The following is a 21,726-nucleotide window of genomic DNA, read 5'->3' on the forward strand; positions in this document are numbered from 1 at the left end:
TTAATTGCTGCCCGATGACATTGGTCTGCATGGGATCTAGGTAGATCTGTTCCATTGGGCATTTTTTGATGAAAAAGCTATTCCCTCTATTCATGGCGTTTTTTCCCCTTACCTCCCACTGCGAGGTCATGTCCGAAAACTACTGCTTCGATGACACCCACTCGATCAAGTTCGAACTCAGAACCTTCTACGATCACGACAGCAATTGGTCGGGTGGTTTCGTTAAATACGCCAAGTCGAAAGCGCCGATTTCTATCGTACTGACGGATCATCAGAAAGAAATACTTGCCCCGGACGCACCCACACAAAACACCCGTACGTGGTCCGAGATTATCGACGGCAAGGTCACGGGAACCTATGAGTGGGTCACCCAAGCAGCGATGAGCGTTTCGATGGTTTACACCAAGAAGTCCAACGGCAGAAAATATAGCTTCCTTCTTAACCCGAATATCGACGCTTCTCTGGCAAGTGGCTGCAACTGGGAGCAGGGCGAACAATGAGCGGGATGAGTTTGGGTTTAGCTCTCTGTGGATTCTTGGACTCAACGTTCGCGATGGCGAGGTGACAACCTTTAGTCCGACGAAAAACGGAGTTTCAGCGTGAAAGGATGTTCAGTTCTACTCGGCGGCCTCTTGGCCATTACCACATCCGTGGCTTTCGCCGCTGACCCGGACTTCAAGGATTACACCGTCACCCCAGTGTTCACCGGCATCAATCACGAACCGGTGCCGCAAGAACACAGCAACCCGATGATGGATATGGATCGTGCACAGGCACTCAAAGGCAAGGTCAACTTTGCCGGCCACTACATTCTGTATCGAGTCGGTTGTGGCGGCAGTGTCATTTGCGGCGAAGTGCTGGATGCGCGCACGGGGGAGGTTGTCGGCGGACTGCCGAATGCATACGACGGCAATACCTTCAGCCTGTCGAACAAACCCGATAGTCGTTTGCTCATTGTTTCCGGCATTGCGGCCGATACCGAAGAGGATGCGAAGGGTAATGAGCTGGAAAGCCGCTACAGAACCCGCTACTTCGAGTTTGTGAACAACGAGTTCCGGCTGCTGACGTTCAAGGATTTGTGATCGCCGCTGTTTAATTAAGGATGATTGGATGAACCATTTTCTCGCGGGCAGCCTTTCGCTGCTGCTCTCGCTTCCAACTTTCGCCGCTCCCAAGGACGCCTACACGCAACGCGATGTCATGCAATGTGGCGGTGTTGAAGTGGTGATGGTGTCGTCCTGCCGATCCGTGACGGTGGATGACGCAGAAACCCACCTCATCCCGGTCTGCACCGATCAGACAATCAACATTGGCGGCAAAGTGCTGCGCCGCAACATCGACAAGGTTTCACAGCTCACGTCTGACGGTAAGAAAGCGAAGATGCTGAGTAACGTTGTCGTGGCGATGGATTGTGTGAAAGGCACCAAGGGCAGCCTCGTTTCGATAGGTGGCTACGGCGGTTGCGGTGCCTGTCCTGAATGGCGCGGGTATTACTCGACAGCGTGGCGATTGGAGCAATACAGCTTCGATAATACTCAGCGCTCATTTCGTTCGAAGGGTTCTTGGGAAGAACTGATCAAGGCTTATGGCGTGACCAAGAGGCAGCTGCAGTCGGAAAGTCCCTCGGTTAAAAGGATCGACTATGGGCAGCCTTAAGTGGGTATCGATGATCGGCTGTCTGTTCGGAGCTATGAGCGCCTTTGCCGAGGACCCGCGGATAATAGGCGTCGACGGGAACACAGTGTCGTTTCGGGCTACAGAATGGACGATGCCCGGTGTGGATTCGGCGACTGCGTGGTTCGCCGCCAATGGGAAAATCTTCCCGCTCTTCGGCGTCGACATTGGCGCCGATGGGCACTCCAATATGCTCAGTCCTGACAAGAAAACCTTGCTGCTCGACCCGGTGATCTTCGGCATGTTGTCGGACGAAAACGGTGAAGAGAAGCTAGTGTCGCAACAGCATTGCACGGTGATCTCCATGGAGACCGGTTGTGTGCTGGCTGATCGTTCGGCCACTTTTTGTGTCGGTCAGTGGAAGGGCAATCAATGGGTAACCGGCGACGGCGATGTGCTCACTCCCGCCCTGGAGACGAGGTCTCCAAAGGACTTGCTGAAACATGTCACAAGTAACGAACTGGCGCAGTCCCGAGCAGAGTCCATCGAATGGGGTCTGGTCTTTTTAAGTCCAGAGTCCTACATGGCGTGTAATCCCCCGGCGCAAAATGTTCAGGCCTATAACGACCTGGGCTTTTATTTGGCCGAGGGCGGCAAAGATGAGCTGGCGCTGAAGTTCTATCGCGGCGTTGAGGCCGTCGGTAAGCGCACAGTGCTGATGTTGAACATCGCCGATTCACTCTGGCGCCTTGATCGCAAAGACGAAGCGCAGCGCTATTACAGCCAGTACCGCGACGCGATGAGCGCTGACGGCAAGGCGCAGAAAATACCTCAACGTGCAGTTGAGCGCTCCGTCATTCAGGGAATGAAGAATTGAACATGTTTGTGCGTTTTATCGCGTTGTCCTTAGGACTGCTGTCCGCTTCAGCCGCGTTCGCTGAGGACACTTGCAAAGTCATCACTGTGAGCTGGCAATACGACGAATGTGTGGAAGCCGACCGCAAGAGTGCCGATGCAAAACTCAACGCCAGCTACAAAAAGCTGATGGCGCGATTCGAATCTCAATGGAAGTCTGAGCCTGAGCAAGGAAAGGCTTACATGGCCATGGCCAAAGAATCGCAACGCGCCTGGATCAAGTTGCGCGATACCACTTGCCCCCTTGATGCCACGGATGTCGAACCCGGATCGCAGGCATATACCTTGGTGCTCAATAAGTGCATCGCCAGAATGAGTCTAGAGCGTGCAGCCTACCTGGATGCGGTCGTCCCGGATGGTCCGAGTGAAGTGTTTGATGTCGCCAAGGTTTCCAGCTCTGCTTCGCAACGATACGGCGATGTGGTGGCTCGTTATGTCACTACGTTTGGTAGCCCCTGCCTCAATGTTCAGATCCTCGCGCCCAAGGGCAATTGGCGGGTGCTCTCCTCAAAACGGTTTTGCAGTTTTAACGGCAAATCGTTTTGGGATGGTTACGCCAGCGCATTGTTTGAGGATCATGCATTCACTGCGGATGGTTTACACCTGACGCTCAGCTTGTTCGAGCTTCGTGAAGAGGCAGAGAAGCGCCTCACCTGTGTAATTCCAATTCAGAACGAGCAAATCAAAGAGCTGAAGTGCGGCGCACCTGAGTCATCGTGAAACCATCAGCGTAAATTTAGAAGATTGATCAGCAGGGAAGTGATCGGAATTGAACAAGCTTTCAAGTTGTTTTGGTGTGCTCGGGATCATCGCCGGCTTGTCGACTCAGCCGGCATCGGCAAGCGACCCACAAACCATCGGAGAACTGCATCCCCCGGTGGTTGCTTCGTTGGGTGATCAAAAGATCATGGTGTTCTTTTTGAAGAACAACCTCAAGGATCATGTCAGGGACGTGCATGTGCCTGATGCCGAGATTTTCTACGCGCCCATGAATGCGGTGAAACCTTCGCTGAATTATGTGTGGAAGATTGAAGGCGAGAAGATCGCCTCGGTGTTCTTCTTCGAGCGCAAATTCCCTGAGCGAGCGGGGAAAACCATGTTTGTTCTGACAAAACACAAAGTTCTGCACGAGCATTTCGAAGGAGATTCCTATTCGGTGCTGGAATTGCCGCTCTTCAAGGACGGCGACCACTTGGCTTTGCAGTTCTTTCGTGGTGACCCGCCAGACCCCGAGTTGCAGAACTGCCGTGACGGTATAGATCAGGAAGAGGGCGTAGAAGTCGAGTGTGCTTACAAGGATGCGGCGAGCATCAAGAAGTACTTGGCGGATCTGGATGGAAGGATGATTTCGGATTCGAAACTGGAAAAGGGCAACCGTCAGAAGCCGCTCAAAACTGATGGTGACAAGGCCAGTGCTGCTTGCCCCTCACCCAACTTTTCAACGTTCCTCTCAGACTTCTCTGAACGCGCAGACGTGCAGAAAGCCTTCGTCCAACAGCCGCTGAAAATGGTCACGACCGTAGCCGGTGATCCCGAGCCTGAGATGCAGAAAAGCAGCCTCAGCGGCGATCAGCTCAAGTTCCCGATCATCCCGGATGTAGCGAAGCGAGAGGTCCAGGGCCTGACGTTGACCGTCAAGGAAGAGCAGGGTGATCACGCCGTCGCCATCCTGCAGAAACCGGATACCGATTATGTCTTCGAGTATCGGTTTGTCCGTGGGCAATGCTGGCGGCTGGAAGAAGTGATGGATTACTCGCTTTGAAGCAGGTGGCACGTTGAAAAGACTAGGTTTGATCGCGTTATTGCTATGTTCTTTCTCTGCGGTGGCGGGACCGATGTTCCCGTCTCTCACGTCGTGCAGGGACGTTGGCAGCGACTGCGCGCTGGCGCTGAAGGACAACTTTCTGGTGGACGCACACTCCGGGCAGCGTCTATCCGAGATGGAGGAACCGGCTGGAGCGATGAGTGGCTTTTGGCTGTACCGAGATGGTGAGCGCTACATCCTTCAGGAAGAAAACTACTCCCAGGCGAAGTCGCGTCGTTGGCTGGTTTTCACCTACGACAGCGGCAAGGTGGTGCTCGACGGCGCTTATGTTTTCTCGATCGATATTGATATGAACACCGGACCCTACTGGCATGGCTATGACTGCCGAGGTGACGCCAAGCCGTTCGCCGTGCCAACGAAAGATTCGTTCAGTGAGGTCGCTTTGGAGGCGTTATGCGGGGAGGCCGAAGGCTGGGTCGTCTCGGGCGGGGATACCAAGGTGCCGGTGTCGGCCAAAGGGCTGGCCGTCAGTGTTCCCGTTTATCACGGCCGCAACCGTGATGGTTCAGCGACGTACGTGTTCACTGAAAGCGATGATCCGGATCTTTCGAAACTGGTTTGCCTGTCCAACTGTGCTGATATCGCTCAAACGCCGGAGCGCGTTTCGCAGGAGACGGCGCCATTGAAGGGCGGGCAGGATGGAACGTTGTGCTCGGATGACGAAGACATTTACTTCAGCTGCCCGCTGGAGGGCGGCAAGACGGTTTCTGTTTGTGCGCGGGGAAACAGCAAGCCCACGGCCGGTTCTGTTCAGTATCGCTATGGTGTGCCGGGGAACATCGAGATGGTTTATCCAAAGAACGCTATGCCACCCAAGGGAAAGTTCTTTGTTGTAGATGCGTCGGAAGGCAGCGTGAACCTGAACATCATCAAGTTCAAAAGCGGTGCGTATACCTACCTCGTTAACCAGGCCTTCTTGAGTTATCTGAAGGTGCTCAAGGGGGACAAAGTTGTATTCCGACAGTCTTGTAATGCCGGTGGTCATGCTTACGTACACCGGTTGGCGGATTTCGGGTTAGAGACACGACCAAAAAGCGCAGAGGACTTTCGCTAATCTCTGCTGCCGAAGATCAGGAAAGGGGACTCAACGTCCCCTTTTTTTCCGCCCGCGATTCAGCTACGGCTTGGCTTGATACTCCCGAAACTCAATGTGATCGAGCGTGCCTTCCACCATCAATCGAACGCCGTCGGCCATTCTGCTCAGGCCCAGTGCCATCGAGCGGCGGGGGCCGTCGAGGTCGTCGGCCAGGTTGGCGGCGATGGCGCTGATGGACAGGAGGTCTTCGGAGGCGTTGGCCATGAGGGCTTCGGCGTCGGCGTTGGGGCAGAGGGCGAACAGGCCGCCCAGGCGTTTGGGGCGTGGGGCTCTGGGTTTGAAGTGGTGGTCGAGGGCGCGTTCGGCGGCTTCATGGAGTTTCTTCGAGTCTGGGAATTCGTAGGGGGAAACTTCTTCGTCAGTGAGGGTTGGATCGATCATCGGTGTAAATCCTTTGGAGTTGGAAAGATTTGCCCCGGTTTTCGGACTTGCACATCCGGTCACCGATTTTGCGGCGACACACGGAGGCTATCGACGATGGCCCAGCCTGCCTAGTTCATGGACAGCACCGCAGTTTGAAGGACATTTCCCAAGGATTTGCGGGGTAGAGGAACAAGAAACCACTGCTATCGGCAGCTCCTACAGGAATGTGTTTCTTCAGGTGTAGGACGGGGGTGGTGTGACGCGGAGCGTCACGGGATGCATTCCCACGCGGAGCGTGGGAGCGATCAGGTTCAAGAATTGGGGAGCGTGACTTGGCAGTCATCATGCGAGAAAAGACCTACATCGTCTTCTATCAGTCTTGGATAGTGGCGAATCCGCCCGAATCCCTTACACTCCCCCGGCCGTTCATTTTCCTTTTGAGGCTGTGCGCATGAAATTTCGTTTTCTTCTGTGGATGCTGGGTCTGTTGATGGGTAAGGCCAGTCGGACAAATCCTGCGTTCCAGCAGCAGTTGGGTGACAAGGATCTGGTGTTTCAGCTGCAGACTCTGGACGGGAAAGTGGCGCGGCATTTCGTGGTGAAGGACCAGCGCATTACCAGCAAGTCCGGGGTGGTGGCGGAACCGGCGTTTGCGATTGCGTTCAAGGATGCGGCGTTCGGGTTTGCCACGATGCAGGCGAAGAACAAGCAGTTGGCGTTCATGCAGGGGATTCAGGACAAGTCGATCCAGCTCAAGGGCAATCCGGCGCTGGTGATGTGGTTTCAGGGGTTGATGAAGTATTTGAAGCCGAGAAAAAAGACATCTGCTGCTCGATGAGCTGAGGCAATAGGCCTCAAATCTGGTCAGCGAATCACGGAGAACGACGGCACTGTCAGATCTGACAGGTGACGGGTGGGTAGCGCGGTGTTCCTATTTCGATGATTCCTCTTTTGGAACTCATTCAGTCATAGGGAGCATACGTTATGAGCCTGATTAAGCCGTTGACCGCCGGTACGCTGGATCCGCAATTCGGCAGCGAAGGTGTCGTGCCTTTGCCCTTTCAGGATGTTGGTGGTACGGCTCGTGTTGTGCTGCCACTTCTAGAAAATCGACTGCTCATAGCATTGGGTACAGTGGCTGGATCGCCCGCCAATGTGGTTCGTCTGAATGAGGATGGATCGCGGGATGTTTCGTTTGGTGTGGGTGGCGTCGCCGAAATCATCTTCCCTCAGAACAAACAGTTCGCCCCGACGCAGTTACTTCCCACGACGAAGGGCGGATGGGTAGTCGCGGGACATATTGCAGATATTGACCGCGTATCCGAGGTCGCTGCGGTGAGATTTGGTCCGGATGGTCAACCGGATCCCGATTTTGGCGATAAGGGCATAGCGATCATCAATGTCTACGATCTCCTTGGCATCCACACGAATGTGAAATTCGTGACTCCTTCCCAATATTTGGTCGGAGACCAGAGGCCCGCTGTAGAAACAGGTGTTGGCCGTGGCCCTTGCACTACCGTCCAGTCGAATGGCTCGGTTGTCCTGCTTGGCGACTTGTTTTATGGGGAGGACGACTTTCAAGGTATTGTCATTCGACTCACTGAGAAAGGTTTGCTGGATCTGTCTTTCAACAGCACCGGGTTTGTGTTGGTTGAAATTCCGGAGGTTGAGCGTCGCTGGAATTCCGTTGGTGGTGTCGCTGTTCAGGCGGACGGGAAAGTGCTGATTGTTGGCAGTTATTCACACGCTGAAGATGGAAAGCTTAGCGCTTATGTCATTCGCTACGACACTCAAGGCCAGTTTGATCTCCAGTTTGGTGGCAACAAAAATGGGCTTTTCTCAATTACTCAACAGCAGGCGCGAGGGTTTTCCTTTGGAGCGCTTACGCTGACGCCAGGTATTAATGGCGTTGAAGGAATCCTCGCTTCGGGCTGGTATCAACCTTTTGAATCAAGTGCAGATAAAGGGCTGATCACACTGATTAATCATGATGGCAGTTTCAACTGTGTATTTAACAACGGCCAGCCGCTTTTCACCCAGCTCATGCCGAAGGGTGAGTTATGGCTTGGTGTTGGGTTACAACAAAATCTTGCAGGTCAGGCGGTCGCTATCATTGTCAGCGGGCAAGGTTTTAGTGACTCCGCAGATGAGGCTCTCTGGCTGGTTGCAGCACGCTATCTGATGGATGGCTCTCAGGACATGTCGTTTGGTATTGACGGTTTTGTTCGGTTCAACGACAGCAAGGCGTTTGTGATCTTCCAGGATGGCGCCGTCACGATCGACAACAAGGTCGTCATGAGTGGATACGCACTTATCGATTTTTCCGAGCCAATCTCAGGTTATGTAGTGCGTTATTTGGGCTGAAGGAGGCTCATCGACTTTTTCAGCAAGTGCCCGCTCGAACATTTGATCGAATGTCCGAGCGGGTTCTTTAAGCCTGGCTGAACTGCGAAGCCAGTTCACGCAGCAACACTTCTGCCTCAAGCACTTTGCTGACCACATCATTGGCCTTGTCGCGCGTCAAACCAACACGCTCCAACAAAGCATCCGGAATGTCTTCATCCGGCCCGGAGCCGATGCCGCGACTGCGCAGCAGGCGCACGGCCAGGCAGACGAGGTTCGGGTATTCGGCGTAGGCGCCGTCGTAGTTCGGGTCGTGCTGGAAGCGCAGAGCGGTGGCCAGTTCGTCCGGCATGTCCCAGTAGCGCATCAGCCAGGAGCCGATCTGTTCGCGGCTGATGCCCAGCAGGTGCTGCTCGACATAGCTGTGGCACAGGTGCGGGTTGACCTCCAGGTGACGGCAGATCAGCGAGAAGTGCGGCGGGAACACGTGGGCCAGCAGCAGGTAGCCGAAGTTGTGCAGCAGGCCGGCGAGGTAGGTCAGGCCGGCTTCCGGGCGCTGGGCGCGCGGCATGGCGCGGGTCAGGCCTTCGATGACGGCGGCGGTGTAGATCGACTGTTGCCAGTACGGCGTGGTGTGTTGCGGGTGATCTTTCGGCAGGCTAAGGGTCTTGCCGAGGGCCAGGCCCAGCGCCAGGTTGATCACCAGGTCGAAACCCAGCACGCGGACGATCGCGTCTTCCACCGATCGGATCTTGCCCGGCGAAGCGTAGTACGGCGACGCCGCCCAGCTCACCACTTGCGCGGCCAGCGCAGGGTCGGTTTCGACCACGCCGGTGATGTCGTCGATGGTGGCGTTCGGGTCTACGCGCAGCTTGATGATTTTTTGTGCTGTTTCGGCCAGCGGCGGAATCTCGATGGTCGCTTCCAGACGTTGCTGGATGCGCCGCGCGGTGAACGCCTGCACGGCCTGGGTGATTTCCTCGCGGTCATCGTCCGGGCGGTCGAGGTTCGGGCGGATGCTGCTCAGGGCTTCGCCGAAGTTGGCGGCGCTGGCCTTGGTCAGCATGGTCTTGAAGTCTTCGCTGGCGATTTCCAGCAGCAGGCCCGGCTCGCCGGAGTTGATCAGCAACTTCGGCTCGCGCAGCAGGCTTTCTTCGTAGAGGCACGGCGAGCTGGTCAGCGCCGGCAGGCCCGGCAGCAGGCTCAGGCTGTGTTTGCCGAGCATCTTTTCCAGGCGCTCGGTGGACACGGCGGTCAGGCGACGGCCCGTCAGCTCGGCGAGGCGGTTGAGATCCAGCAACTGGCTCTGTGGAAACAGCACCATCAGCGCGCCGACCGCGTCGTCCAGCAACACGGCCTGCACTTTGCGCGAGGCGTTGAGGCCGTGGTGGTCGAGCACTTCTTCGTAGGCGATGCCCAGCTTGTTGAGCAGCAGCCGAATAACAGACGGAGCGTGCGGGAGTTCGGGGGCGAGAGCAGCTTCGGTCATGGTCTGTATCCGTTTTTGAAACAATTGCTGGAGTATAACCAGCTTGGTTGGAACGAGCTTTGAGAAACTGCGACGGTGCTCACACTTGGCCGTATTGCTGCCCGTGTCGCAGCCATCGGTCGAGCAGCGGGCTGACATGGGTGGGCCAGCGTTCGAGCAAGGCCTGGGCGGCATCGCGCACGGCGGGCAGCAGATCGGCGTCGCGCATCAGGTCAGCGACCTTGAATTGCAGCAGACCGGTCTGGCGGGTGCCGAGCATTTCGCCGGGGCCGCGCAGTTCGAGGTCTTTTTCGGCGATGACGAAACCGTCGTTGGTCTCGCGCATGATACCCAGGCGCTGGCGGCCGATCTGCGACAGCGGCGGATGGTAGAGCAGCACGCAATGGCTGACCGCGCTGCCCCGGCCGACTCGACCGCGCAACTGGTGCAGTTGCGCGAGGCCGAGGCGCTCGGGGTTTTCGATGATCATCAGGCTGGCGTTGGGCACGTCGACGCCGACTTCGATCACGGTGGTGGCGACCAGCAGTTGCAGGTTGCCGGCCTTGAATTCGGCCATGACGGCGGCTTTCTCGGCCGGTTTCATGCGGCCGTGGATCAGCCCGACCTTCAACTCGCCGAGGGCGGCGGTCAGGTCTTCGAACGTGGTTTCGGCGGCCTGACAGGTCAGCTCTTCGGACTCTTCAATCAGCGTGCACACCCAATAGGCCTGACGGCCCTCGGCGCAGGCGCTGCGCACCCGCTCGATGACTTCGACGCGGCGGGTGTCGGTGACCAGGACGGTGTTGACCGGGGTTCGACCGGGCGGCAGTTCGTCGAGGATTGAGGTGTCGAGGTCAGCGTAGGCGCTCATCGCCAGCGTCCGCGGAATCGGTGTGGCGGTCATGATCAATTGATGCGGACACATGCGCCCGCCAACGCCTTTCTGCCGCAGCGCCAGACGTTGCTGCACGCCGAAGCGGTGTTGTTCGTCAATGATCACCAGCGCGAGGTTCTTGAACTGCACTTCGTCCTGGAACAGCGCGTGGGTGCCGACCACCATCGGCGTGCCGCTGGCGATCTGTTCCAGCGCGGCGACGCGGTTCTTGCCCTTGAGCTTGCCGGCCAGCCACGCCACTTCAATGCCCAGCGGTTCGAGCCAGCGCTTGAAGGTGATGAAGTGCTGTTCGGCGAGGATTTCGGTCGGCGCCATCAGTGCGACCTGGTAGCCAGCCTCCAGCGCTTGCAGAGCGGCGAGGGCGGCGACCACGGTTTTGCCCGCGCCGACGTCGCCCTGAATCAGTCGCAGCATCGGTTCGTGCTGACTGAGGTCGTAGGCGATTTCGTTGCCGACTCGTTGCTGGGCACCGGTCGGGTTGAAGCCGAGGTTGGCCAGGTATTTCGCCGGCAGCTTCGTGGCTTTCGGCATCGCCGGCGCACGCAGGGAACGCATGCTTTCGCGCAGGCGTTGTTGCGACAGCTGGTGAGTCAGCAGTTCTTCGAAAGCCAGGCGATGCTGGGCCCAGTGATGACCGAGGGCGAGTTCGTCGACGTCGGCATCGGCGGGCGGGTTGTGCAGGTAGCGGATCGCATCGGCCAGCGGCGCCAGTTGGTAGTCGCGGGCCAGTTCGGTCGGCAGCCAGTCGGGCAGGGTGGCCGGTTTGAGCAGGGTCAGGGTCTGCATGCACAACTGGCGCAGGCGGGCCTGGGTCAGGCCTTCGGTCAGCGGGTAGACCGGGGTCAGGGTTTCGTCCACCGGCGGCGGCTCGTCGCCGTTGATGGCGCGGTATTCCGGATGGTAGATCTCCAGCCCCGAGGCGCCGGGCCGGGCTTCGCCGTAGCAGCGAATCCGCGTGCCGCGCTTGAGACCTTCTTTCTGCGCATTACTGAAGTGATAGAAGCGCAGGCTCAAGCCGCCGGTGCCGTCCTGCAAGCGCACGACGAGGCTGCGACGCCGGCCCATGACCACGTCGGCGCCGCTGACGGTGCCTTCGACCACGGCGTCCTGTCCCGGACGCAACGCGCCGATCGGCACCACGCGGGTGCGATCCTGATAACGCAGCGGCAGGTGAAACAGCACGTCCTGGAGATTTTCCAGGCCGACCTTGGCCAGTTTCTCGGCCATGGCTTCACCGACACCCTTGAGTGCGGTGACCGACACCTGCGACAGCTCAGTCATGACGCTGGCTTAACCGGCCGTAACCGGCGCGGCAGGTTTGGCGACCGAGCACAGGCGGATGGAGTCGGCGAGGATCTCGATGGCTTTCGGCCGCGGGAAACTGGCGCGCCAGGCGATGGCCACGGTACGGAACGGCACCGGTGCCGACAGCGGACGAACCTCGATCACGCCCGGGGCGTAGTGATGGCTGTCCACCGCCGACAGCGGCAGGATCGAGATGCCCAGGCCGGACGCGACCATGTGGCGAATGGTTTCCAGCGAGCTGGATTCGACCGTGGTGTGCTTGGCGCCGTCGTTGCCTTTGGTCAGGGTCGGGCAGGCTTCCAGCACCTGATCGCGGAAGCAGTGGCCTTCGCCGAGCAGCAGCAGGCTCTTGTCGTTGAGCAGCGCGGCGTCGATGGATTCTTTCTGGGTCCACGGGTGCTGGGCCGGCATCAGGACGTAGAACGGCTCGTCGTAGAGTTGCAGGGTCAGCACGTCGGCTTCGTTGAACGGCAGGGCGATGATGATCGCGTCCAGCTCGCCGTTGCGCAGTTTGTCGCGCAGCACGTGGGTGAAGTTTTCTTCGATGTACAAAGGCATCTGCGGGGCGACCCGGTGCAGTTGCGGAATCAGGTGCGGGAACAGGTACGGGCCGACGGTGTAGATCGCGCCGACTTTCAGCGGGGCGGTCAGCTGGTTCTTGCCGGCCTGGGCCAGTTCGCGGATGCCCTGGGCCTGCTCCAGCACTTTCTGCGCCTGGGCGACGATGCCTTCGCCGACCGGAGTCAGGCGCACGGCGCTTTTGCTGCGCTCGAAAATCAGCACACCGAGTTCGTCTTCAAGCTTTTTCACGCCCACCGACAGGGTCGGCTGGCTGACGTGGCAACGCTCGGCCGCGTGGCCGAAATGCTGCTCTTGGGCGAGGGTAACGATGTAGCGTAATTCTGTGAGGGTCATAGCAAGCGTCCATGAAGATGCGGGCCAAGCATACCGGCTGCAATCGATAGACGCACGTTATCAGACTGAGTGATGAATGCGACACCGGGCAATGCCGGTTTGCCGTGGATGGATAAGCAAAAGGCACCTTTCGGTGCCTTTTTGGCTGGATCAGGCCGGGCTCCGCGAGTGCGGATCAGCGGCGGCGTTCCAGCGAGTACACAAACGGCGCAACGATTTCGATCGCGCCATTGGTCAGCATGTCGGCCGGTGGCTTGGGCAGCGGTTGGGCGCGGCGGATCATTTCCAGGGTGGCCCGGTCCAGATCGGCGTTGCCGGAGCGGCCCACCAGTTCGAACGACAGCACGTTGCCTTCGCCATCGACCACGAAACGCAACCGGTTCAAGCCTTCCTTGCCCCGCGCCTGAGCGCTGGCCGGGTACTTCTTGTACTTGGCCAGATGCGCGAGCAGGGTGCCTTGCCAGCTGGCCTTGGCGGCCATTTGTGCAGGCGACGGGCCCGGTGCAGGCTGGGCGGATTTCTCCGTCGGGGCCTGAGTCGGCTGGGTATCGGCCGGTTTTTCTTCGGACGGTTTCTCCTTCGGCGGATCGGGCAGTTTCTTCTCGATCGGCTTCGGCGGTTTTGGTTTCGGCTTGGGTTTCGGTTTCTGCACCGCGATCTCGGCTTTTGGCGCTTCGGCCAGTTTCGGGATCGGCAGTTCTTCAACCGGAGCCGGTGGCTGCGGTGGCGTGACGACTTTCGGCGGTGCGGGCGGTGGCGGGGCCGGAACCGGTGCCAGCTCGACCATCATTGCCTGCGGCGGCAATTCGATGGGCGGGCGGGCGGTCCAGTTCAGCGCCAGCGCGATGGCCAGCGCGTGAACACCCAGCACCACGGCCAGGCTACCGCTGTAACGCGTCAGCTTATGGCGCGTCGTGATCATTTCTTGACCGCGCTCTCGAGTCCGACCAGACCGACCTTCAGGTAACCGGCGGCGCGCAGATTATCCATCACGCTCATCAGGTCGCCGTAATCCACGCCTTTGTCGGCCTGGAAGAAGATCGTCGTGTCTTTCTTGCCCTGGGTCTTGGCGTCGAGTGCGGCGCCGAGGGTTTCGGCTTTCACTTCGTCTTCGCCAATGTACAGGCGCTGGTCAGCCTTCACGCTGAGGAACACCGGTTTTTCCGGCCGCGGCGCCGGTTTGGCGGTCGAGGCAGGCAGGTCAACCTTGATGTCCACGGTAGCCAGCGGAGCGGCCACCATGAAGATGATCAACAGCACCAGCATCACGTCGATGAACGGCGTGACGTTGATTTCGTGGTTCTCGGCCAGATCGTCGTCTGCGCCTTCTTTCAAATGCAGGCCCATGGCCGATTACCCCACTTTCACCATGTGCGGTTGCGAGCTGTTGCGCTCAGGCTGGTGGTCGAGGTCGCGGCTGACCAGCAGCAGCACCTGAGCCGACGCATCGGACACCTGAGCCTTGTAACCGGCGATGGAGCGGGCGAAGACGTTGTAGATGACCACGGCAGGAATCGCGGCAACCAGACCCAGTGCGGTAGCCAGCAGCGCTTCAGCGATACCCGGTGCTACGACGGCAAGGTTGGTGGTCTGGGTTTTGGCGATGCCGATGAAGCTGTTCATGATGCCCCACACGGTACCGAACAGACCGACGAACGGTGCGGTGGAACCGATGGTGGCGAGAACGCCGGTGCCGCTGCTCATGTTGCGGCCACAGGCGGCAACCAGGCGCTCGAGGCGGAAGCTGACGCGTTCCTTGATGCCTTCTTTCTCGCGGGCGTTGGCCGACAGGCGCATTTCTTCCAGCGCGTCGTGAACCAGCAGGTTGGCTAGGGTGCCTTCCTTCGCGGCGGTGGCGCTGGCTTCTTTAAGCGTGGCGGCTTTTTTCAGGGCGGCGATCTCGCCACGCAGACGGCGTTTGGCGCCCATCAGCTCGAAGCCCTTGGCGATCCAGATGGTCCAGGTGATGATCGAGGCGATGGCCAGGCCGATCATCACGGCTTTAACGATCACGTCGGCGTTCTGGTACATGCCCCATGGCGACAGGTCGTGTGCCATGCCCAGGGTGTTGTCGGCTTCGAGGACTTCCGGCGCATCGGCGGCGCTGGCCTCTACGGCCTGCACCGGGTCGGTCGCGGCAGGTGCGGCGGCCGGAGCGCTTTGCTCGGTGGCGGCTGGTGCGGCCGGGGCCTGTGCGTCAGCGAATGCGGCAACTGGCGCCAGCATCAGGCTGAGCAGCAGGGCAGCCACGGCGCTCCAGGCGCGAGGTCGGTTGGTTGGCGAAGCGGAGTTTTGAATGCGTGTCATGCTGGCCGGACCTGAGATAGAAAAACGGTAATGCTCTTCCAGGCCTCGTGAGGCCGAGAACAAAAGTGGCGTGCATTATTGCAAGTAATTCTTGTTAACAGAAGTAATAGAGTTGCTTTTTTTCCTTCATTGCTAGCCGCTCGTCCCTTGCCGAGGCTAGTCTGTCGCTTTCCGATGGGAGATTTTTGATGTCCGCGCCTTCTGTTTTGATCGCCGGTTGCGGTGATGTCGGCAGCCGTCTGGCCACGCAATTGCTGGCTGCCGGCTTCCAGGTCTATGGCCTGCGCCGTGATATTTCGCGTTTGCCGGACGGCGTTATCGGCGTGGCCGGTGACTTGTTCAATGAGGATTGCCCCGAGACCTGGCCGGTGGGCGCTATCGATTACCTGGTGTATAGCGCGGCGGCCACCGATCACGATGAGGCCGGTTATCGCGCGGCGTATGTGCAGGGTTTGCAGCATGTGCTGGGTTGGCTGAACGATTACGGTCAGGAGCCGGAGCGACTGCTGTTCGTTTCCAGCAGCAGCGTTTATGGCCAGCAGAACGGCGAATGGGTCGATGAAAAGTCCGAAACCGTCGCTGCGGGTTATTCCGGTCGGGTGATGCTGGAGGCCGAGCAGGTTGCGCTCAACAGCGGCATTCCGGCGAGTATCGTGCGCCTGACGGGTATTTATGGCCCCGGTCGTGAATGGCTGCTGACCCAGGTGCGTCGGGGTTATCGGGTGGCGGTCGATCCGCCGCTGTATGGCAATCGCATCCATGCCGACGACGCGGCGGGGTTGATGGCGTTTCTGCTGGAAACGGATCGCAAGGGCGTGGCGCTGGATGACATCTATATCGGCGTGGACGATGCGCCGGCGCCGCTGGCCGAGGTGGTGGCGTGGCTACGTGAGTATCTGGGTGTCACCGAATGGTCGGAAGACGAGAGCGTGCGTCGCACCGGCAGCAAGCGTTGCAGCAATGCCCGGGCGAAGGCGCTGGGTTGGGTGCCGAAGTATCCGAGTTATCGCGAGGGGTATGGCGCGATTCTTGAGGGGCGCTGCTGATCTTCGGTCGTAAAAAAGGCGGGAGCAAATGTTTGCTCCCGCTTTTTTTGTCTCAAGCGCCGATCATTGCTTCTCGAGCAACCACTTGCGTTCACCCGGGGTGAACTGCGGTTGTTCGTCCGCCAGCGCGGTGTTCACGGCCTGCAGGATTTCCAGCTCTTTGCCCTTGCGCACAAAGATCCAGTTGTTGCCCTGACCGTTCTGCTGCAGCCACATGCTGTCGTTGCCGTTGCTCATCGATGCGCAATCGCCTGCGAGGCACAGCGCATAGCGGTCGGCACCCGGCAGGCCGGAGACTTGACCGTCCGCCTGGAATTGCACGGTGGCGCCTTCGCCCTGGCCGCTGGTGATCGTCCAGTTGCCGCCCAGATAAGCGGAATACAGCGCGCGTTCGAAGCTGGCGCCGATCGGTGCGCCTTCCGGCACCGGGATCTGCGCGCGGTCAAAGACCTGTTCCGGTTCGTTTTCGTTGGCGGCTTGTTGCAGTTGGCCGCCGTCACGTTTCAGCTCGCTGGCGGAGCTGCCATAGAAGTCGACTTTCCAAGCACCGGACTGTTCGCCGAGCAAGCGACCTTCGACGTTTTCGAAACCGTTGGTGTAGCGGGCCTGACCGGCCTTGGTGTTGACGTCCCACTCCAGGTTCGGGCCATAAGCCTGAAGCGCTTCGCGCAGGGGACCGCCCTTGGCAGCGGCATCGATGGCGACCTGATTGATCCAGGTGCCGCTGATGTCACGGTCGGCAGGGTTGCTGGCGCAACCGCCGAGGAAAATGGCGAGCAGCGAGAGAGCAAGCGCTTTGCGCATGGTGGAATCCTTTCAAAACCTTTTCTTTACCGCAGAGCAGTCGGCGCGGCGTCTGAGGCCGCGCCGTACGCATTACTCGATGACCAGAATGGCATCCATTTCAACCTGCGAACCCTTTGGCAGGGCTGCCACGCCGATGGCGGCGCGCGCCGGGTACGGCTGGTCGAAGTACTTGCCCATGATCTCGTTGACCTTGGCGAAGTGGCTTAGGTCGGTCAGGAAGATGTTCAGCTTGACGATGTCCTTGAACGAACCGCCGGCGGCTTCGGCCACGGCTTTCAGGTTCTCGAACACCTGGACGGTCTGGGCTTCGAAGCCTTCGACCAGTTCCATGGTTTTTGGATCGAGGGGAATCTGACCCGACATGTAAACGGTGTTACCGGCCTTGATCGCCTGAGAGTAAGTACCGATGGCGGCCGGGGCCTTGTCGCTGGTGATAACGGTTTTGGTCATGAATGACTCCTTGTAATGGGGTGGTTATGCACGCATGCGGGTGATGCGGATCACCCCGGTCAGGGCGCGCAGTTTCTTGATCACGCGGGCCAGGTGCACACGGTCGTGGACGCTGACCACCAACTGGACAACGCTGATGCGGCCATCGCGTTCGTCCATGCTGATTTTCTCGATATTGCCGTCGGCTGCGTTGACGCTGCTGGCCAGCAGGGCGATCAGGCCGCGCTGGTGTTCCAGCTCGACGCGCAGTTCGACGTTGAATTCGCCGGTGACATCCTTGGCCCACGAGAGCTGGATGCATTTTTCCGGGTTATGACGGATTTCGCTGATGTTGCGGCAGTTGTCCAGGTGCACGACCATGCCTTTGCCCGCCGACAGGTGACCGACAATCGGGTCGCCCGGAATCGGCGTACAGCATTTGGCGTAGCTGAGGACCAGGCCTTCGGTGCCGCGAATCGCCAGCGGGCCTTCCGGGCTCGGCAGTTGTTCGCCTTCGCCGAGCAGGCGGCGCGCCACGACGTAGGCCATGCGGTTGCCCAGGCCGATGTCTTCCAGCAAGTCTTCGATCAGTTCGAGGCGGTACTCGGTGAGCATCGCCTTCACGCGTTCGGCCGGGATCTGTTCCAGCGCACTGTCGAAGCCGTTGAGCACCTTGTTCAGCAGGCGTTCGCCGAGGCTGATGGATTCGGAGCGGCGTTGCAGTTTCAGCGCATGACGGATGTGCGTGCGCGCCTTGCCGGTGACCACGAAGTTGAGCCACGCCGGGTTCGGCCGTGCGCCGGGAGCGCTGACGATCTCGACCGTGGAGCCGCTTTGCAGCGGTTCGGACAGCGGTGCGAGACGACGGTTGATCCGGCAGGCGATGCAGCTGTTGCCGACGTCGGTGTGCACCGCGTAGGCAAAGTCGACAGCCGTGGAGCCTTTGGGCAGCTCCATGATCCGGCCTTTGGGCGTGAACACGTAGACCTCGTCCGGGAACAGGTCGATCTTCACGCTCTCGATGAATTCCAGCGAGTTGCCGGCACGTTGCTGCATTTCCAGCACGCCCTTGACCCACTGACGGGCGCGGGCGTGAGTGCCTTTCGGCTGCTCGTCACCGCTGGATTTGTACAGCCAATGGGCGGCGATGCCGTTGTTGGCCATCTCTTCCATTTCACGGGTGCGGATCTGGATCTCGATCGGTACACCGTGCATGCCGAACAGCGTGGTGTGCAGCGACTGATAGCCGTTGGCCTTGGGGATCGCGATGTAATCCTTGAAGCGCCCCGGCAACGGTTTGTACAAATTATGTACAGCACCCAGCACGCGGTAGCAGGTATCGACCTTGTCGACGATGATCCGGAACGCGTAGACGTCCATGATCTCGTTGAAGGCCCGACGCTTGCCGCGCATTTTCTTGTAGATGCCGTAGAGGTGTTTCTGGCGACCGCTGACTTCTCCCTGGATGCCGTCGATGGCGAGGCAGTGACCAAGGGACTCTTCGATCTTGTTGACGATTTCCTTGCGGTTGCCCCGGGCGCGTTTGACGGCCTGGTAGATCCGCGCGGAACGCATCGGGTGCATCGCCTTGAAGCCGAGGTCTTCGAACTCGATGCGGATCGCGTGCATGCCCAGGCGGTTGGCGATGGGGGCGTAGATCTCGAGGGTTTCCTTGGCGATGCGCCGGCGTTTCTCGCCGGACAGCACTTCCAGCGTGCGCATGTTGTGCAGGCGGTCGGCGAGCTTGACCAGTATTACGCGAATGTCACGCGCCATGGCCATGGCCATCTTCTGGAAGTTTTCAGCCTGGGCTTCGGCCTTGGTCTCGAAGTTCATCTGGGTCAGTTTGCTGACCCCGTCGACCAGTTCGGCCACGGTTTCACCGAACTGCGCTTGCAGCGCTTCCTTGGCGATACCGGTGTCTTCGATTACGTCATGCAGCATCGCAGCCATCAGGCTCTGATGGTCCATGTGCATGTCGGCAAGAATATTCGCCACCGCAAGAGGATGCGTGACGTACGCCTCGCCGCTGCGGCGGCGTTGGCCGTCGTGGGCTTGTTCGGCGTAGAAATACGCTCGGCGGACCAGGTTGACCTGGTCATTGCCGAGGTAGGTCGATAAGCGATCGGCGAGGGCGTCTATGCTCGGCATGATGTCTCCTGCCGTAGGCTGTGATCCCGCGCCGTGCTACGTCGACCAGGCATAGGCTTAGACGGCCTCGTTGGACTCGTCCTCGAACGCAGCGAAGACAGGGTCTTCGTGGACGATTTCCTGATCGGCGATGAACTCGTAGCTCATCAGGCCTTCAGCGATTTCACGCAGCGCAACTACGGTCGGTTTGTCGTTTTCCCACTGAACCAGGGGCTCTTTGCCGCCGGTGGCCAGTTGACGGGCACGCTTGGTAGAGAGCATGACCAGCTCAAAGCGGTTTTCCACGTGTTCTAGGCAGTCTTCAACGGTTACGCGGGCCATGGTATTCCTCGGAGCGAATGCAATATGCGCGCTGCCCGGTTGGGCGAGCGGACTCAACAGTTTAAAAAATCACCAGCGATTAGGGAAGCGCTGATTTTTTGACCAGACTCTTCAACGCGCTGCAAGTGCCAATGTAAAGCCCTTGCAGCGGTTTTGGGAAGTGCTGTTTCAGCCCAGCAATTCAGCCAGCAATTTGCCGAAACGCACCTGTTGGCGTTTCTGTTGCAGCTGATTGGCGCGGAAAATCGCCTTCAGGTCGTCCAACGCGTGGGCGAAATCGTCGTTGATGATCAGGTAGTCGTACTCGACGTAGTGGCTCATCTCGCTGACCGCTTCACGCATCCGGCCGTCGATGATCTCGTCGCTGTCCTGACCACGGTTGGTCAGGCGCTGGTGCAGGGCCTGCAGCGAAGGCGGCAGAATGAAGATCGAACGGGCCTGCGGCATCAGCTTGCGCACTTGCTCGGCGCCTTGCCAGTCGATTTCCAGAATCAGGTCGTGGCCTTCGTCCAGGGTCTGCTGCAGGCGGCTTTGCGAGGTGCCGTAGAAGTTGCCGAAGACTTCGGCGCGTTCCAGGAAGTCGCCGTGCTCGCCCATCTTCACGAACTCTTCGCGGGTCACGAAGTGATAGTTCACGCCGTCCACTTCGCCCGGGCGCATGGCGCGGGTGGTGTGGGAAATCGAGACGCGGATCTCCGGGTTGGCGTCGGTCAGGGCCTTGACCAGACTGCTCTTGCCCGCGCCCGAGGGGGCGGAAATGATGTACAGGGTGCCGGTGCTGTGGGTCATGTCGGGGTAGCCTTACTCAATATTCTGCACTTGTTCGCGCATCTGCTCGATCAACACTTTGAGGTTGACCGCCGCCTGGGTGCTGCGCGGGTCGAAGGCCTTGGAGCCCAGTGTGTTGGCTTCGCGGTTGAGTTCCTGCATCAGGAAGTCCAGGCGCCGGCCGGCGGCACCGCCGGATTTCAGCACCCGGCGAACTTCAATGATGTGGGTGCTCAAGCGATCCAGTTCTTCGGCCACGTCGCTCTTTTGCGCGAGCATGACCATTTCCTGTTCCAGGCGTTGCGGGTCCATCTCAGCCTTCATGTCGGCGAAGCGGTCGAGGACTTTCTGGCGCTGGGTGGCGAGCATCTGCGGAACCAGTTCGCGCAGGGTCACCACGTCTTCCTCGATGGAGGTCAGGCGATCGTTGATCAGGCGGGCCAGCTCCGCGCCTTCGCGCTCGCGGCCGGCCTTGAGATCTTTCAGGCCCTGATTGAACAGGGCCAGCGCTTCGGCGTTCAGCGCCTGCGGGTCGGTGGCGTCGGCGACCAGTACGCCCGGCCAGGCAAGCACTTCCAGCGGGTTCAGCGCGGCCGGGTTCTTGATCAGGCCGGCGACGGTTTCGGCCGCGGCGACCAGTTGTGCAGCGCGTTTGCGATCCACTTGCAGCGGCTTGCCGGTGCTTTCCTCGGTGAAACGCAGGGTGCATTCCAGTTTGCCGCGCGACAGGCCCTGGCGCAGGGCTTCGCGGACGGCGCCTTCGAGGTCGCGAAACGACTCCGGCAAGCGCAGGTGGGGTTCCAGGTAGCGGCTGTTGACCGAGCGCAGCTCCCAGCTCAGGGTGCCCTGAACGCCGGCTTTTTCGACGCGGGCGAAGGCGGTCATGCTGTGCACCATGGGGTGACCTCGCGATACAGATCGGCGCGAATTGAAGCTCCGCAGCTCGATATCAATGAATTTAAGCCGACTGGCAGCAAAGGCGCAGGATTGTAGCGCAGTGCGGCAGATGCGCCCAAACACACGGTGTGACAAAGGGCTGCAGGCCGTCGGCGAAGCGCGTTTCAGGGCCTTCGGTCGTCGGCCGGATTTTTTAACGAGTGCCCAGGCGCGGTGCGCGGCTCTATAATGCTCCGCAGTTTTCCGTCCCCAGTACAGGTA

23 protein-coding genes are annotated in these 21,726 nt (G+C 59.4%); 10 read left to right on the forward strand and 13 right to left on the reverse strand.

Annotation, left to right across the window (positions count from 1 at the left end):
• The first annotated feature begins 68 nt into the window (after positions 1-68).
• The 7 genes from K5E37_RS13195 to K5E37_RS13225 all read left to right on the forward strand — a co-directional run bounded on the left by K5E37_RS13195 (position 69) and on the right by K5E37_RS13225 (position 5,408).
• Positions 69-500 carry a hypothetical protein gene (locus K5E37_RS13195; RefSeq protein ID WP_258712622.1) on the forward strand — a complete coding sequence of 144 codons (432 nt, stop codon included), beginning with the start codon at positions 69-71 and terminating at the stop codon, positions 498-500.
• A 132-nt stretch (positions 501-632) separates the two neighbouring features.
• Positions 633-1,082: a hypothetical protein gene (locus K5E37_RS13200; protein ID WP_258712621.1), complete on the forward strand. Its 450-nt coding sequence runs from the start codon at positions 633-635 to the stop codon at positions 1,080-1,082.
• Between the two features lie 28 nt (positions 1,083-1,110).
• Entirely contained in the window at positions 1,111-1,656 is a 546-nt protein-coding gene (locus K5E37_RS13205; protein ID WP_221534042.1) for a hypothetical protein, read from the forward strand.
• Positions 1,643-2,491 (forward strand): type IV pilus biogenesis/stability protein PilW, encoded by an 849-nt coding sequence (locus K5E37_RS13210; protein WP_221534044.1) that lies wholly within the window; start codon positions 1,643-1,645, stop codon positions 2,489-2,491. The genes K5E37_RS13205 and K5E37_RS13210 overlap by 14 nt, the downstream gene beginning before the upstream one ends.
• A 2-nt stretch (positions 2,492-2,493) precedes the next feature.
• On the forward strand, positions 2,494-3,249 hold the full coding sequence (locus K5E37_RS13215; protein WP_221534046.1) for a lysozyme inhibitor LprI family protein: 756 nt from the start codon (positions 2,494-2,496) through the stop codon (positions 3,247-3,249).
• 49 nt (positions 3,250-3,298) lie between these two features.
• Positions 3,299-4,291 (forward strand): hypothetical protein, encoded by a 993-nt coding sequence (locus tag K5E37_RS13220; protein WP_258712620.1) that lies wholly within the window; start codon positions 3,299-3,301, stop codon positions 4,289-4,291.
• Positions 4,292-4,364: 73 nt separating this feature from the next.
• Positions 4,365-5,408: a hypothetical protein gene (locus K5E37_RS13225; RefSeq protein ID WP_221534047.1), complete on the forward strand. Its 1,044-nt coding sequence runs from the start codon at positions 4,365-4,367 to the stop codon at positions 5,406-5,408.
• 63 nt (positions 5,409-5,471) lie between these two features.
• On the opposite strand, the gene K5E37_RS13230 is transcribed toward K5E37_RS13225, so the two are convergent.
• The gene (locus tag K5E37_RS13230; protein ID WP_221534048.1) at positions 5,472-5,831 is read right to left on the reverse strand and encodes a DUF6124 family protein; all 360 of its coding nucleotides are present in this window, start codon (positions 5,829-5,831) and stop codon (positions 5,472-5,474) included.
• Between the two features lie 433 nt (positions 5,832-6,264).
• Between K5E37_RS13230 and K5E37_RS13235 the strand changes: the two genes are divergently transcribed.
• Together K5E37_RS13235 and K5E37_RS13240 are read left to right on the forward strand one after the other, a co-directional pair.
• Positions 6,265-6,651, forward strand: coding sequence for an SCP2 sterol-binding domain-containing protein (locus K5E37_RS13235; protein ID WP_221534049.1), 387 nt, complete (start codon positions 6,265-6,267; stop codon positions 6,649-6,651).
• A 146-nt stretch (positions 6,652-6,797) separates the two neighbouring features.
• Entirely contained in the window at positions 6,798-8,177 is a 1,380-nt protein-coding gene (locus K5E37_RS13240; protein WP_221534050.1) for a hypothetical protein, read from the forward strand.
• Positions 8,178-8,244: 67 nt separating this feature from the next.
• On the opposite strand, the gene K5E37_RS13245 is transcribed toward K5E37_RS13240, so the two are convergent.
• The 6 genes from K5E37_RS13245 to exbB all read right to left on the reverse strand — a co-directional run bounded on the left by K5E37_RS13245 (position 8,245) and on the right by exbB (position 15,046).
• Positions 8,245-9,645: an aminoacyl-tRNA deacylase and HDOD domain-containing protein gene (locus K5E37_RS13245; RefSeq protein ID WP_221534051.1), complete on the reverse strand. Its 1,401-nt coding sequence runs from the start codon at positions 9,643-9,645 to the stop codon at positions 8,245-8,247.
• Between the two features lie 79 nt (positions 9,646-9,724).
• Entirely contained in the window at positions 9,725-11,800 is a 2,076-nt protein-coding gene (recG, locus tag K5E37_RS13250; RefSeq protein ID WP_007954416.1) for an ATP-dependent DNA helicase RecG, read from the reverse strand.
• 9 nt (positions 11,801-11,809) lie between these two features.
• Positions 11,810-12,739, reverse strand: a complete 930-nt coding sequence (locus K5E37_RS13255) for a hydrogen peroxide-inducible genes activator (protein WP_007954418.1) — start codon at positions 12,737-12,739, stop codon at positions 11,810-11,812.
• 175 nt (positions 12,740-12,914) lie between these two features.
• Positions 12,915-13,661 (reverse strand): energy transducer TonB, encoded by a 747-nt coding sequence (locus K5E37_RS13260; protein ID WP_007954422.1) that lies wholly within the window; start codon positions 13,659-13,661, stop codon positions 12,915-12,917.
• Positions 13,658-14,086: a TonB system transport protein ExbD gene (gene exbD / locus K5E37_RS13265; RefSeq protein WP_127800643.1), complete on the reverse strand. Its 429-nt coding sequence runs from the start codon at positions 14,084-14,086 to the stop codon at positions 13,658-13,660. Before exbD ends, K5E37_RS13260 begins: the two co-directional genes overlap by 4 nt.
• A 6-nt stretch (positions 14,087-14,092) precedes the next feature.
• On the reverse strand, positions 14,093-15,046 hold the full coding sequence (exbB, locus tag K5E37_RS13270; RefSeq protein ID WP_221534052.1) for a tonB-system energizer ExbB: 954 nt from the start codon (positions 15,044-15,046) through the stop codon (positions 14,093-14,095).
• Between the two features lie 188 nt (positions 15,047-15,234).
• Here exbB and K5E37_RS13275 point away from each other — a divergent pair, with 188 nt between their 5' ends.
• Entirely contained in the window at positions 15,235-16,092 is an 858-nt protein-coding gene (locus K5E37_RS13275; RefSeq protein ID WP_221534053.1) for an SDR family oxidoreductase, read from the forward strand.
• 63 nt (positions 16,093-16,155) lie between these two features.
• Here the strand turns inward: K5E37_RS13275 and K5E37_RS13280 are convergent, their stop codons facing one another.
• The 6 genes from K5E37_RS13280 to K5E37_RS13305 all read right to left on the reverse strand — a co-directional run bounded on the left by K5E37_RS13280 (position 16,156) and on the right by K5E37_RS13305 (position 21,465).
• The gene (locus K5E37_RS13280; protein ID WP_085606135.1) at positions 16,156-16,896 is read right to left on the reverse strand and encodes a hypothetical protein; all 741 of its coding nucleotides are present in this window, start codon (positions 16,894-16,896) and stop codon (positions 16,156-16,158) included.
• A 72-nt stretch (positions 16,897-16,968) separates the two neighbouring features.
• A complete protein-coding gene (locus K5E37_RS13285; protein ID WP_003229509.1) occupies positions 16,969-17,349 on the reverse strand; it encodes a RidA family protein in 381 nt (126 codons plus the stop codon).
• A 24-nt stretch (positions 17,350-17,373) separates the two neighbouring features.
• Positions 17,374-19,479 (reverse strand): bifunctional GTP diphosphokinase/guanosine-3',5'-bis pyrophosphate 3'-pyrophosphohydrolase, encoded by a 2,106-nt coding sequence (gene spoT, locus K5E37_RS13290; protein WP_007954439.1) that lies wholly within the window; start codon positions 19,477-19,479, stop codon positions 17,374-17,376.
• A gap of 57 nt (positions 19,480-19,536) precedes the next feature.
• A complete protein-coding gene (gene rpoZ, locus K5E37_RS13295) occupies positions 19,537-19,800 on the reverse strand; it encodes a DNA-directed RNA polymerase subunit omega (RefSeq protein WP_085606133.1) in 264 nt (87 codons plus the stop codon).
• Positions 19,801-19,968: 168 nt separating this feature from the next.
• Positions 19,969-20,589, reverse strand: a complete 621-nt coding sequence (gmk, locus tag K5E37_RS13300; protein WP_003229498.1) for a guanylate kinase — start codon at positions 20,587-20,589, stop codon at positions 19,969-19,971.
• 12 nt (positions 20,590-20,601) lie between these two features.
• On the reverse strand, positions 20,602-21,465 hold the full coding sequence (locus K5E37_RS13305; protein WP_221534054.1) for a YicC/YloC family endoribonuclease: 864 nt from the start codon (positions 21,463-21,465) through the stop codon (positions 20,602-20,604).
• Positions 21,466-21,726 lie beyond the last annotated feature (261 nt).

Source organism: Pseudomonas sp. RIT778, assembly GCF_019718735.1.
Lineage (GTDB): Bacteria > Pseudomonadota > Gammaproteobacteria > Pseudomonadales > Pseudomonadaceae > Aquipseudomonas > Aquipseudomonas aphyarum.